The sequence below is a fragment of the Stenotrophomonas sp. AG209 genome, assembly GCF_003550055.1.
Taxonomy (GTDB): Bacteria; Pseudomonadota; Gammaproteobacteria; order Xanthomonadales; family Xanthomonadaceae; genus Stenotrophomonas.
The window spans coordinates 1,159,989-1,172,370 of the sequence record NZ_QXDB01000001.1; the positions used below are offsets into that span (position 1 = coordinate 1,159,989).

Annotated in this window: 11 protein-coding genes and 1 tRNA gene; 4 read left to right on the forward strand and 8 right to left on the reverse strand. The window is 67.2% G+C overall.

Annotated elements, in window-relative coordinates; translation table 11 throughout:
* Nucleotides 1–27: 27 nt before the first annotated feature.
* From DFO63_RS05470 to DFO63_RS05485, 4 genes are all read right to left on the reverse strand, one after another.
* Nucleotides 28–112, reverse strand: a tRNA-Leu gene (locus tag DFO63_RS05470).
* 51 nt (nucleotides 113–163) lie between these two features.
* Nucleotides 164–601 (reverse strand): preprotein translocase subunit SecG, encoded by a 438-nt coding sequence (secG, locus tag DFO63_RS05475; RefSeq protein ID WP_014037951.1) that lies wholly within the window; start codon nucleotides 599–601, stop codon nucleotides 164–166.
* Nucleotides 602–632: 31 nt separating this feature from the next.
* Nucleotides 633–1,388 (reverse strand): triose-phosphate isomerase, encoded by a 756-nt coding sequence (tpiA, locus tag DFO63_RS05480; RefSeq protein WP_014037952.1) that lies wholly within the window; start codon nucleotides 1,386–1,388, stop codon nucleotides 633–635.
* Nucleotides 1,389–2,166: 778 nt separating this feature from the next.
* Nucleotides 2,167–3,102, reverse strand: coding sequence for a 2-oxoglutarate and iron-dependent oxygenase domain-containing protein (locus DFO63_RS05485; RefSeq protein WP_014037953.1), 936 nt, complete (start codon nucleotides 3,100–3,102; stop codon nucleotides 2,167–2,169).
* Between the two features lie 194 nt (nucleotides 3,103–3,296).
* Here DFO63_RS05485 and DFO63_RS05490 point away from each other — a divergent pair, with 194 nt between their 5' ends.
* The 4 genes from DFO63_RS05490 (at nucleotide 3,297) to galE (ending at nucleotide 8,287) form a co-directional block, all read left to right on the forward strand.
* Complete coding sequence (locus DFO63_RS05490; RefSeq protein WP_080347523.1) at nucleotides 3,297–5,174, forward strand: sulfatase-like hydrolase/transferase; 1,878 nt, start codon at nucleotides 3,297–3,299, stop codon at nucleotides 5,172–5,174.
* 20 nt (nucleotides 5,175–5,194) lie between these two features.
* Nucleotides 5,195–6,340, forward strand: a complete 1,146-nt coding sequence (locus tag DFO63_RS05495) for a glycosyltransferase family 4 protein (RefSeq protein ID WP_049445551.1) — start codon at nucleotides 5,195–5,197, stop codon at nucleotides 6,338–6,340.
* Nucleotides 6,333–7,190 carry a polysaccharide deacetylase family protein gene (locus DFO63_RS05500; protein WP_014037956.1) on the forward strand — a complete coding sequence of 286 codons (858 nt, stop codon included), beginning with the start codon at nucleotides 6,333–6,335 and terminating at the stop codon, nucleotides 7,188–7,190. The genes DFO63_RS05495 and DFO63_RS05500 overlap by 8 nt, the downstream gene beginning before the upstream one ends.
* A 74-nt stretch (nucleotides 7,191–7,264) precedes the next feature.
* Nucleotides 7,265–8,287 (forward strand): UDP-glucose 4-epimerase GalE, encoded by a 1,023-nt coding sequence (gene galE / locus DFO63_RS05505; protein WP_119006566.1) that lies wholly within the window; start codon nucleotides 7,265–7,267, stop codon nucleotides 8,285–8,287.
* 48 nt (nucleotides 8,288–8,335) lie between these two features.
* On the opposite strand, the gene DFO63_RS05510 is transcribed toward galE, so the two are convergent.
* The 4 genes from DFO63_RS05510 to trpA form a co-directional block, all read right to left on the reverse strand.
* On the reverse strand, nucleotides 8,336–8,818 hold the full coding sequence (locus tag DFO63_RS05510) for an RcnB family protein (RefSeq protein ID WP_049445704.1): 483 nt from the start codon (nucleotides 8,816–8,818) through the stop codon (nucleotides 8,336–8,338).
* A 256-nt stretch (nucleotides 8,819–9,074) separates the two neighbouring features.
* Nucleotides 9,075–10,436, reverse strand: a complete 1,362-nt coding sequence (gene glmM, locus DFO63_RS05515) for a phosphoglucosamine mutase (protein ID WP_049445557.1) — start codon at nucleotides 10,434–10,436, stop codon at nucleotides 9,075–9,077.
* Entirely contained in the window at nucleotides 10,436–11,311 is an 876-nt protein-coding gene (gene accD / locus DFO63_RS05520) for an acetyl-CoA carboxylase, carboxyltransferase subunit beta (protein WP_005410473.1), read from the reverse strand. Before accD ends, glmM begins: the two co-directional genes overlap by 1 nt.
* 261 nt (nucleotides 11,312–11,572) lie before the next feature.
* Nucleotides 11,573–12,382, reverse strand: a complete 810-nt coding sequence (gene trpA / locus DFO63_RS05525) for a tryptophan synthase subunit alpha (protein ID WP_049445559.1) — start codon at nucleotides 12,380–12,382, stop codon at nucleotides 11,573–11,575.

Below are 12,382 nucleotides of genomic sequence, written 5' to 3' on the forward strand. Positions count from 1 at the left end.
GCCAGACGAACCCGCTTTACTTACAAATGGTGCCCAAGAGGGGACTCGAACCCCTACGACTTGCGTCGCTACCACCTCAAGGTAGTGCGTCTACCAATTCCGCCACCTGGGCAAACGATCACATCAGACTATGTTCCCGATGCGCCGCGTATTGTAACCGGCTTCAGTCTTTCTGGGAGCCTTCCGAAGGCTTTTCTTCACCAGAAACCGAAGATTCCGCCTTAGCCGGCACATTCGCGGCCGGAACCGGGGCGGCCGGGACCGCATCGGCCTTCGGAACGGCCGGCAGTTCGCCCGCCGGAGCCGCCGGAGCGGTCGCCGCCGGGGCGGACATCAGACCCAGATCCTGGTCGGCCGCCGGGCGGGTGCCGTGACCGGCATACCAGGCCATGAAGAGGCTGATGCCAAAGAACACGACAGCCAGCCACTTGGTCGACTTGGACAGGAAGTTCGAGGCGCCGCGCGCACCGAACACCGTACCCGAGGCACCGGCGCCAAAGCCCGAACCCGCCGCCGCACCCGAGCCACGCTGCATCAGAATCAGCGCGATCATGGCCACAGCGACCAGCACGTAGACGACATTGAGGATCAACATCAGCATTGGAAACCGCCCTCGGACAATACTTCTAGGATTAGTTCGCGGCCGCCGCCCGTGCGATGGCCAGGAAGTCCGCGGCCACCAGGGAGGCGCCGCCGACCAGCCCACCATCGACATCCGGCTGCGCGAACAGTTCCCCGGCATTGTCGGGCTTCACGCTACCGCCGTAAACAATGGGCAGTGAATCAGCGATTCTAGCATCGATACGCGCGACTTCGCCACGGATGAACGCGTGCACCTGCTGCGCCTGCTCCTTGCTGGCGGTCCGGCCGGTGCCGATGGCCCAGACCGGCTCGTAGGCAACCACGGCCTTGGCGAAACCGGCCGCGCCGACCAGCTCCAGCACCGGCGCCAGCTGGCTGGCGATGACCGTTTCGGTCTGCCCGGCCTCGCGCTGCTCCAGGGTCTCGCCCACGCACAGCACCGGCACCAGGCCGGCATGCTGGGCGGCGGCGAACTTGCGCGCGACCAGCTCGCTGCTTTCATGGTGGTACTGGCGGCGCTCGGAGTGGCCGACCAGGCCATAGCGGGCCCCGACCTCGACCAGCATGGCCGCGCAGACCTCGCCGGTATAGGCGCCCTTCTCGTTGCTGCTCACGTCCTGCGCGCCGAAGGCCAGGCCGGTCTCGCCGAAGTCCTCGACCAGCTCGCCCAGGTACGGCAGCGGCGGCAGGATCACCACGTCCACCCCCTCCAGCGGCAGCCCGGCGGCCACCTGCCCCAGCAGTTCATTGGCGAATTGACGGCTGCCATGCAGCTTCCAGTTTCCGGCGACGATCTTGCGGCGCATGAGCGGGTGGCTCCTGTGTGAAGTCAGCCGGTCATGATACCCGCTACGGCAAAAATCCGTTTCCGTGTAAGCGGTTACATGGATTTTCAGCCAACGGCGCAGCCCCTCGTGGCGGGGCGGGGGTGGTTGGTCGCAGAGAGCCCGGTCGGATTTGGGGGACTGGCCGGGTGGGTGGCGATGGCGGGGGACGCCGTAAACCCCCAGGCCGGCCCAGCCGCTGGCGGCTGTGCGTTCGGACGCTTGCGAAGCAGTGCTTCGCAAGCAAAGCGCCCTCACCCCTGGGGGCTTGGCCGCGGCATCCATGCCGCGGACTGATCAGACACCCCGCCATTCCCACCCGCCCGGCCTCTGACACATTCCGGCGGTTCCGCCCGCCACGGAAAAAAAAAGAAAATCAAAAGCAAAAGCGGCATTGCGGGTAGCTGCCGGGGTCAGATCCCTTTTCCTGCGGAAAAGGGATCTGACCCCTACCCCACACGCATGGGGTGGATCTACCGTGTCGACCAAGGTCGACACCTACCGGAAATCCCGATTTACCCCCCGCCACCGGGAAACTGTCGAAGGCGGGGAGGTGTCGGATGGCGGGGTGTCCGCGGCATGGATGCCGCGGCCAAGCCCCCAGGGACGGGTTCACGGCGTCCCCGCCATCCGACACCTCCCCGCCTCCCTACGGGACACCCCAGAGCCGCTTTGGCTTTGGCTTTGGCTTCGGCCTCTGCGGGTGCAGGGCGCAGCCCTGCAAAGGAAAAGGCCGCCTTTCGGCGGCCTTCACTTCTTATTACTTCAGCTTGATCTCGCGCAGGCGTTCCTCGAGGAAGCCGTGGGCGGTGATCGCCTCCGGGTACCGGCTCGGGTTCTCCGCGGTGATGCACGAGGGCAGCACGTCGATCAGGAAGTCCGGGTTCGGGTGCAGGAAGAACGGCACCGAGTAGCGCGGCTGGCGCGCCAGGTCACCCGGGGGGTTGACCACGCGGTGGATGGTCGACGGATACACGTGGTTGGTCAGGCGCTGCAGCATGTCGCCGATGTTGACCACGATGGTGTCCGCGTCCGAGGTGAACGGCACCCATTCGCCCTCGTGCGACTGCACTTCCAGGCCCGCGGCACTGGCGCCGACCAGCAGGGTGATGAAGTTGATGTCGCCGTGGGCACCGGCACGCACGTTCGGAATGTCGTCGGTGGTGATCGGCGGGTAGTGGATCGGGCGCAGGATCGAGTTGCCGAAGTTGGTCTTGTCGGCGAAGAAGTCCTCCGGCAGGCCGATGTGCAGGGCCAGCGCGGACAGTACGCGCGACCCCAGGTTGTCCAGCGCCTGATACAGGCCGTAACCGCGCTCACGGAAACCTTCGACCTCGGTCGGCCACAGGTTCGGCGCCATCACGTCCCGGTACTTGGAATCGTCGGCGATTTCACGACCGATGTGCCAGAACTCCTTCAGGTCGAAATGCTTGGAGCCCTTGGCGGTCTCCACGCCGAACGGGGTATAGCCGCGGGCGCCGCCGCTGCCGGCCACGTGGTACTTGCGCTTGACCTCTTCCGGCAGGGCGAAGAAGGCCTTGAAGGCATCGTAGGCCGCGTCGATGTCGGCCTGCGGGATGCCGTGGTTGCGGATGCCCGCGAATCCCCATTGGCGGTAGGCCGCGCCCAGCTCGGCCACGAAGGCCTCGCGGTCGCTGTCGAAACGGGTGATATCGAGGGTGGGGATCTGGCTCACAGCGGTTCCTGGCTTGTCGTTGGGTCTGAGGGGGCCAACGCATTCATGGCCCGCCTGAACATTGTGACAGATCGCCCGGGGGACGCCACTCGATACAAGGAAACAAACCGATACAATGCGCGACCCGCGCGCGGAGTAACGCTTCCGTCACGTTGGCCCCGCCCCTCTCCCGCACCCCCTGAACCTGCCCCGCCATGCCCGCAGCTGCCCCTGCCGCCCCCGCCATTGAAGGTTCCGCCCGGCGCTGGCGCCGGCTGGCCTGGTGGTCGCTGTTCATCGCCGGCAATGCGGTACTGGCCGCGGCGATCGCGCTGGGCAATGTACCGCTGCGTGACAATCCGGGCGGCGGCGCCGGCCTGGTCTATCTGGTGGTCGCCCTGCCCGGCCACCTGCTCGCATTCGGTGCGCTGGCCGGCCTGCTGCCATTGCTGCTGGGCCTGTGGCCGCGCAGTGCGCGTACGCTGAGCATCAGCGCGGTCGTGCTGCAGGGCCTGTGGCTGTGCCTGCTGCTGGTCGACGCCAAGGTCTTCACCCTGTACCGCTTCCACCTCAATGCCATGGTCGTGAACATGGTGTTCGGCGGCGCCCTGCAGGACCAGGTTGCCCTGTCCTGGAAGACCTGGCTGCAGGTCGGCCTGCTGGTTGCCGCAGTGTTCACCGCCGAGGGCCTGCTGGCCTGGGCGTGCTGGAAACTGCTGCCGGCCGCGCCGCGCCGTCGACGGGTGCTGCAGGCCTGGGCGCTGGTCGCGCTGCTGATGGGCGGCGGCCAGGTCGCCACGGCCTACTACGACGCCCGCGGCGACCGCGATGTGATCGCGCAGTGGAACTACCTGCCGTGGGCACAGCCGATCACGGCCAAGAGCTTCATGCGGCGCCTGGGCGTGGTCAGCCAGCAGCATGCCGGCCTGCCCGACCCGCGCCATGCGCAGCTGCTGTACCCGCTGCATCCGCTGCGCTGCCAGAGCCCACATCGCCCCAATGTACTGATGGTGGTACTGGAGTCGCTGCGCCACGATGTGCTGACACCGCAGCTTATGCCCAACGCGTCGGCGCTGGCGCAGGATGCGCGCGTGTTCGACCACCATTTCAGCACCGGCAATGCCACCCGCTACGGCCTGTTCGGGCTGCTCTACGGCCTGCCCGGCGGCTATTGGCCAAGCATGCTTGACGAGCAGCGTGGCTCGCAGCTGTTCCAGGTGCTGGGCCAGCAGGGCTACGACCTGCACCTGTACGGCAGCGCGCCGATGTACAGCCCGGAATTCGACCGCACCGTGTTCGCCGATGTGCGCGACCAGCTGCACCAGGGGCCGTCGGCGCTGAAGTCCGACGGCCGCGACCGCGCCATCATCAGTGCACTGCAGCAGGACATCCGCGCCAGCCAGGCCGCGCAGCGCCCGTGGTTCGGCTTCGTGTTCCTCGACTCCACCCATGCGCCCTACCACATGCCCGACGGCTACCCGCCGGTGGCGACGCCAATGGCCGCGGACATCGACTTCCTCAAGTTCGGCCCGGAGCATGATCCGACGCCGGAACTCAACCGCTACCGCACCGCCGTGCACTATGCCGACAGCCTGATCGGGACGCTGCTCGACGACCTCCGTGCACAGGGCCTGGCCGAGGACACCATCGTGCTGGTCACCGGTGACCATGCCGAAGAGTTCAACGACCTGAAGCTGAATTACTGGGGCCACAACGGCAACTTCTCCGACTACCAGCTGCAGGTCCCGTTCGTGCTGCATTGGCCGGGCAAGGCCGCTGGCCACGACGCACGCACCAGCTCGCACGAAGACTGGGTGCCGACACTGATGCGCCACGCACTGGGCTGCGAGAACGCGCTGGGCGACTACAGCACCGGCCAGGACCTGCTGGCCGAGCCGCAGGGCCAGCGCGCCCTGGTGGTCGAAAGCTGGTCGCAGCGTGCGATACGCCATGGCGACGCCATCTACGTGTTCGACAAATTCGGCAACGCCACCGCCCTGGACCTGCACTACCGCCCGCTGCCGCAGCAGGCGCCGGACGCAGCCGCCGTACGCACTGCATGGGAAGCGCTGACCCGCTTCCGCAACCGCTGACCCTCAAGGATCGATCCCGCATGAACCGTCCGCTGCGCATCCTGCACACCGAAGCCGCCAAGGGAATGGGCGGGCAGGAGATCTACATCTTCCGCCACATGCAGGTGATGCGCGCGCGTGGCCACGAGGTGGCGCTGCTGTGCCAGCCCGAGGCGCGACTGGCCCAGCTTGCACGCGATGATGGCTTCACCGTGCACACCCTGCGCATGGGCGGCCTGCCGCGCCTGCTGCGCGGCATCTGGTCGGTCTCGCGACTGGTGCGCCGCGAGCGCTATGACGTGGTCAACACCACCAGCCGCCGTGATGCGCTGATCGCCGCGGCCGGTGCACGCCTCGGCGGCACACCGCTGGTGGTGCGCTCGCGCCACCTGATGAGCCCGGTCAACTCACTGCTGACCTATACCGGCCTGCCGCACCGGATCATCACCGTCAGCGACTTCGTCAAGCGGCTGCTGGTCGACCGTGGCATCGCCGCAGAGCGTATCGGCATCGTGCCGCCGATGGCGACGCCGCCACGCTGGGACGGCGCCGAGCAGAGCGATCCCTGGACAAGACTGCAGGACACCCGTGCACAGGTGCGTGCCGAACTCGGTTTCGCCGAGCGCGACATCGTGGTCGGCTGCGTGGCCGTGCTGCGCGAAGCCAAGGGCCATGCCGAACTGCTGCATGCCATTGCACCCTTGTGCAGGGCCAACCCTGATCTTCACCTGTGCGTGATAGGCGACGGCGAGCCGGTGATGGGCCGCCTGCAGGCCCTGCGCAGCGAACTCGGCCTGGAGCAGCAGGTGCATCTGCTCGGCTTCCGCAGCGACGCCCACCGGCTGATGGCCGGTTTCGACGTCTTCGCCCTGGCCACACACAAGGAGGCTTCGGGCACGGTGTTCCTCGAAGCCGCGCAGGCAGCGCTGCCGATCGTCTCGCACCGCGTCGGCGGCGTGCCTGAAATGCTGGTGGAAGGTAGCAATGCCATCCTCACCCGGCTGGGCGATGACGCCGCCCTCACCGGCGCATTGCGCCTGCTGGTGGACGATCCGGAACGTCGGCGGCAGATGGGCCGTGCCGGTTGGGACTGGATCCGCAGCACTGCGCGGTTCAGCGCGGCCGGCCATGGCGAGGCCACCGAAAATTATTACCTCCAATGGTTGAAGGAGCTGGGTCATGGCTAATGCCAGAACCGTACCGGTGCTGATGCACCACCATGTCAGCAACTCGCCGGGCATGATCACCGTATCCCCGGAGAACTTCGAGAGCCAGATCGCCTGGCTGGCACGTACCGGCTGGACATCGCTGACGCTGGATCAGTACGCCGACTTCCTTGCCGGCAAGCCGGTACCGCGCAAGTCGATCGTGATCACCTTCGATGATGGCTACCTGGACAACTGGGTCTACGCCCACCCGATCCTGCAGAAGTACGGCATGCATGCGGTGGTGTTCGTGGTCACCGGCTGGATGCACGAAGGCCCGGTGCGCCCGCACGCCGGCATCGAAGGCGCCGAGCTGCCGGTTACGCCGGAGCACCGTGCCTGCGAAGACCTGATCTACAAGCAGGGCCGAAGCGACGAAGTGATGATGCGCTGGAGCGAAGCGCGCGCGGCGATCGAAGCGGGCACGTTCGAGGTCCACTGCCACACCCACAGCCACACCCGCTGGCTGAAGCGTGACGACCTGGATCGTGCACAGCGCCGCGAAGGCATCAGCGGTGACCTGGCGATGGCCAGGCAGACGCTGCTGGAAAAGCTCGGCGAAGTCTCCGACACCCTGTGCTGGCCCTACGGCGACTTCGACGATGACTACATCGAAGTGGCGCGCGAACAGGGCTTCCGCTACCTGCATACCACCCATCCGTTCGGCCGCAACGTGGTGGGTGGAGATCCTGAGCGCATCTACCGTTTCGCGATCCGCAACCGCCCGGCCAGCTGGCTGCGCAAACGCATCGCCTGGAGCTACAACCCGCTGATCGCGCCGATCTTCAACGGCTTCAAGGCCCGGCAGAAGAAGATGGTGCCGGGCCCTTAAACGGCGCAGAGGCGCCCATCCCTGTGATCGGCAGCACCCGATTCTTGAATGGATTCGAAGGAACAGTGAAGGCAATGAACGTACTGGTGACCGGCGGCGCTGGCTATATCGGCTCGCATGCATGCGTCGAGCTGCTGCAGCAGGGACACGACGTCGTCATCGTGGACTCGCTGTGCAACAGCGACGCCAGCGTCGTCGAGCGTATCGGACGGATCACCGGCACGGCACCGGTGTTCGTGCAGGCTGACATCCGTGATCGACTGCGCATGGCCGCCCTGATGCAGCAGCATGCGATCGATGCCGTGCTGCACTTCGCGGCGCTCAAATCCGTGGGCGAATCGCAGAAGGTGCCCCTGCGGTACTTCGACAGCAACATCAGCGGCACGATCGCCCTGCTCGGTGCGATGCAGGATGCGGGGGTGACGCTGCTGGTCTTCAGCTCCTCCGCCACCGTGTACGGCAACCAGGAGCACTGCCCGGTGGCCGAGTCCGCTTCAACCTGTGCAATGACGCCCTACGGCCGTACCAAGCTGGTGGTGGAGCAACTGCTCGCGGACCTGGTCGCGACGGGCCAGGACCTGCACGTGGCGACGCTGCGCTACTTCAATCCGGTCGGCGCACATGACACGGCATTGATCGGTGAGCTGCCGCACGGCACGCCGAGCAACCTGATGCCCTACATCGCGCAGGTCGCTGCTGGCCTGCTGCCGGAAGTCCAGGTCTTCGGTGATGACTATCCGACCCATGACGGCACCGGCGTACGCGACTACATCCATGTGCAGGATGTGGCCAACGCCCACGTGCTGGCCCTGCAGTTCCTGCGCGACCAGCGGCGCAGCATCACGCTCAACCTCGGCACCGGCCAGGGCCACAGCGTGCTGGAACTGATCCAGGCCTTCGAGCAGGTCACCGGGATCCGGATTCCGTTCCGCATCGTCCCGCGACGCAATGGCGACATCGCGGTCAGTTTCGCCGACGCCTCGCTGGCGCTGCGCGAGCTGGGCTGGAAGGCCCGTCACACGCTGGCCGACATGTGTCGTGACACCTGGAAGTGGCAGCGGGCAATGCCGACCCAAGCGCCACCGACACACCCGTGAACGAACTACTGCACCTGCCTGCGCCGTGACGCAGGCAGGTTCGTTCAGTCAGAAGAATCGTCCGTAGACGACCTGCACGATCTCGCCGTTGCCCGTGTTGATCAGCAGCGCATCGGGACCGTAGCGAACCCATTCGTAGCCCATCGGCGGCATGTCCAGGCCGAACAGCCAGAAGTCGTTGAGGATGTAGTCTCCGACCCAGTAGGGGCGCGGCAGGATCTGACCGTAATGCCAACGCTGGTAGGCGTAGCCGACCGGCGGATGGTACGGGCCGATGCGGAAGGCATGGTCGGCACGGAAATTGTGCCGGTAGTCTTCACGGAATGCCGGGCGCGCATTACCCAGTTCGCGCGGGCGCTCCATCCGCGGATATCCCCACGGCGCCCGCAGGGGCTCTTCGCGTGGCGCGGACATGTGCGGCTCCCCTTCGGGCCGGCGCTCGGCACTGGCAATGGAGACACCGCCCAGCAACGGCAGCACCAGCAGCGCACCTGCCAGCAGGCGGCGGCTGTAGCGCAGTAAGGTGTTCATGGTCATGGTCCTTGCAACGAAGGAAGTAGGATGGAGCGTGGTCCGCTCCGACCGGGTCCCCGCCGGCGCATCGCGTGCGTCGATGCAGGGATCCTGATGCCGGGGATACGCCGCGCATCGTTCAAAGCGCGTCACAAAGCGCACAGCCGCAGCTGAACGTGATCACGGGTCGCAATCGGTTCAGTCAGTGGTGCTGGAAAGCGACATGGCCGCAGAAGCGGCCATGTCGGGGTGCCAGGTTGTACCGTCGCCAGCCTCAGGCGGCGGCGTCGCGCACCGCGGCGGACAGGCGGTCGAGCGTGTCCTGCATCAGCGTTGCATCATCGGCCTCGACCGTGACCCGCACCACCGGCTCGGTACCGGACGGGCGCAGGAATGCACGACCACGGCCGGCCACCGATTGCTGCGCGACGGCCAGCGCGGCCTGCACGCTGTCGGCCTGCACCGTGGCCTTGGCCGAGACATTGCCCAGCCGCACGTTGACCGTCTTCTGCGGCACCCGCACCAGCCCCTTCAGCGCCTGACGCAGGGTCTGCCCGCTGTTGCGCAGCGCCACCAGTACCTGCAGCGCGCTGACGATGCCGTCACCGGTGGTGGCCCGGTCCAGGCACAGCAGGTGGCCGGACGCTTCGCCGCCGAGCACGCCGCCGCCTTCCATCAGCGCCTGGTGCACGTAGCGATCGCCGACATTGCTGCGCACGAACGGAATCTGCAGGTCGGCGAATGCCTTCTCCACACCGTAGTTGCTCATCAGCGTGCCGACCACCGGGCCGCGCAGGCGGCCTTCGGCCTTCCAGGCGCGTGCCAGGATGTACAGCAGGTCATCGCCGTCGACCGGATTGCCCTGGTCGTCGGCCATCAGCACGCGGTCACCATCGCCATCGAAGGCGATGCCGAGATCGGCGCGGGTTTCGCGGACCTTGGCCGCCAGGTTGTCGATATGGGTGGAACCCACGCCGGCGTTGATGTTGACGCCGTTGGGCTCGGCACCAATGCCGATCACCTCGGCGCCCAGTTCGCGGAACAGCAACGGTGCGATCTGGTAGGTGGCGCCGTGCGCGCAATCCAGCACCAGGCGTACGCCACGCAGGTCGAACGCGCGCGGCACGCTGGCCTTGCAGAACTCGATGTAGCGGCCGACCGCCTCGCGCGCACGCGACGCCTTGCCCAGCTTTTCCGATTCGGCGGTGGTGAACGGAACGTCCAGCGCCGCTTCCAGGGCCAGCTCGGTGGCATCGTCGAGCTTCTCGCCCTGGGCGGAAAAGAACTTGATGCCGTTGTCGTAGTGCGGGTTGTGCGAGGCGCTGATGACGATGCCGGCATCCACGCCCAGCGTGCGGGTCAGGAACGCCACCGCCGGGGTCGGCATCGGCCCCAGCAGCTGTACGTCGGCGCCGGCGGCGACCAGGCCGGCTTCCAGTGCCGCTTCGAACATGTAGCCGGAAATGCGGGTGTCCTTGCCGATCACCACGATCGGCCGGCGCCCGTCCTGGCCGCGCTGCGCGACCAGGACACGGCCCAGGGCGTTGCCCAGGCGCAGCACGAAGTCGGCCGAGATCACGCCCTGGCCGACCCGCCCACGGATGCCATCAGTACCGAAGTACTTGCGGCCTCCCATCAAGCCACCTCCGGCGCCGGCTGACGGCCCAGCATTGCCAGCAGATCGGACAGGCGGTCGCGCATTTCGCGGCGGTCGCAGATCTGGTCGATGGCACCGTGCTCCAGCAGGAACTCCGAGCGCTGGAAGCCTTCCGGCAGCTTTTCGCGCACGGTCTGCTCGATCACGCGCGGGCCGGCGAAGCCGATCAGCGCCTGCGGCTCGGCGATGTTGATGTCGCCCAGCATCGCGAACGAGGCCGACACGCCGCCGGTGGTCGGATGGGTCAGCACCGAGATGTACGGCAGGCCGGCTTCACGCAGCTTGCCCAGCGCAGCCGAGGTCTTGGCCATCTGCATCAGCGAGAACAGGCCTTCCTGCATGCGCGCGCCACCGCTCTGCGAGAAGCACACGTAGGGCGCACCGATCTCGACCGCGGTTTCCGCGGCCAGTGCGAAACGCTCGCCGACCACCGAGCCCATCGAGCCGCCCATGAAGGCGAAGTCGAACGACGAGGCCACCAGCGCACGGCCCTTGAGCAGGCCGCGCATGGCGATCAGCGCGTCGTACTCGCCGGTATTCTTCTGCGCGATCTTGATGCGCTCGCTGTACTTCTTCTGGTCCTTGAACTTGAGCAGGTCGGTCGGGCCCAGGCGCGCACCGATCTCGGTGGTGCTGTCGGCATCGAACAGGGCAGCCAGGCGCGCACGCGCACGGATCGCCATGTGATGGCCGCACTTCGGGCAGACTTCCAGGTTCTCTTCCAGTTCCGGACGGTACAACGCGCTGCCGCAGTTGCTGCACTTTTCCCACAGGCCCTCGGGGACACTGCGCTTCTTGCTGGGGGTATTGTCGGTGCGGATGCCGGACGGCATCAACTTGCTGAGCCAACTCATGCGGGAGGACACTTCCGTTCAGGGCGGCCCAGGGGCCGCAAAGGCGGACAGTCTAGCTCCGCTTTCCCCGCCCGTGCACCCCCTTGCCAGCCACGGGGCCGCCGGAAAAAACCATGCTGGGACGTACGTTTAGGTGTGGGGTAGTGCCGGCCGCTGGCCGGCGACCCTTGTGTTTGGACCGATGGGTAGTGCCGGCCGCTGGCCGGCAGCCCCTGCGCGCAGGCGGGTACGGAGGATGCCGGCCAGTGGCCGGCACCACCGTTACGCGTCCAGCGCCTGCCGCAGTGGGGCGAGGAAGGCCCGGGCGCGCTGCGCGGCCTCTTCCGCCGAGCCCGCTTCGGCCAGCGCCGCCACCAGCGCGCTGCCCACCACCACGCCATCGGCCTGGCGGGCCATGGCCGCGGCACTGTCGGCATCCTTGATGCCGAAGCCCGCCACCACCGGCACCGACGCACGCGCGCGCAACGCCTGCAGGCGGGCACTGGCGGCATCGCTGTCAAGGCGCTCGGACGCACCGGTGACACCGGCAAAGCTGACGTAGTAGAGATAGCCACGGGCCAACGCCAGCAGCTTGTCGGCGCGCACCTCGCTGGTGGTCGGCGACGCCAGCAGGACCAGCGCCAGGCCGGCTGCGTCGAACGCCTGCAGCGCCTCGCCCGCTTCTTCCGGCGGCAGGTCGACCAGCAGCACGCCATCCACGCCGGCGTCCACGGCGGCCTTGGCGAAGGCCGCGTAACCGTGGATCTCCACCGGGTTCAGGTAGCCCATCAGCACCACCGGGGTCTGCGCATCGCGCTCGCGGAACTGCGCCACGGCCTGCAGCACGTAGCGGCTGCCAGCACCGCGCGCCAGCGCGCGCTCGGAGCTGCGCTGGATGGTCGGGCCATCGGCCATCGGGTCGGAGAACGGCACGCCCAGTTCGATCACGTCGGCGCCGGCATCGACCAGTGCGTGCATGACCGGCACGGTGGCTTCCAGCGAGGGATCACCGGCCGTGACGAAGGGGATCAGCGCCTTGCGCTGCTGCTCGCGCAGACGCTGGAAACAGGCATCGAGTCGGGATACGGACAT

Bases quoted from the DNA above. Each gene is read 5' to 3' on its own strand.
- secG (WP_014037951.1), bottom strand. From the start codon at position 601: ATGCTGATGTTGATCCTCAATGTCGTCTACGTGCTGGTCGCTGTGGCC.
- tpiA (WP_014037952.1), bottom strand. From the start codon at position 1,388: ATGCGCCGCAAGATCGTCGCCGGAAACTGGAAGCTGCATGGCAGCCGT.
- DFO63_RS05490 (WP_080347523.1), top strand. From the start codon at position 3,297: ATGCCCGCAGCTGCCCCTGCCGCCCCCGCCATTGAAGGTTCCGCCCGG.
- DFO63_RS05495 (WP_049445551.1), top strand. From the start codon at position 5,195: ATGAACCGTCCGCTGCGCATCCTGCACACCGAAGCCGCCAAGGGAATG.
- DFO63_RS05500 (WP_014037956.1), top strand. From the start codon at position 6,333: ATGGCTAATGCCAGAACCGTACCGGTGCTGATGCACCACCATGTCAGC.
- galE (WP_119006566.1), top strand. From the start codon at position 7,265: ATGAACGTACTGGTGACCGGCGGCGCTGGCTATATCGGCTCGCATGCA.
- DFO63_RS05510 (WP_049445704.1), bottom strand. From the start codon at position 8,818: ATGAACACCTTACTGCGCTACAGCCGCCGCCTGCTGGCAGGTGCGCTG.
- glmM (WP_049445557.1), bottom strand. From the start codon at position 10,436: ATGGGAGGCCGCAAGTACTTCGGTACTGATGGCATCCGTGGGCGGGTC.
- accD (WP_005410473.1), bottom strand. From the start codon at position 11,311: ATGAGTTGGCTCAGCAAGTTGATGCCGTCCGGCATCCGCACCGACAAT.
- trpA (WP_049445559.1), bottom strand. From the start codon at position 12,382: ATGTCCGTATCCCGACTCGATGCCTGTTTCCAGCGTCTGCGCGAGCAG.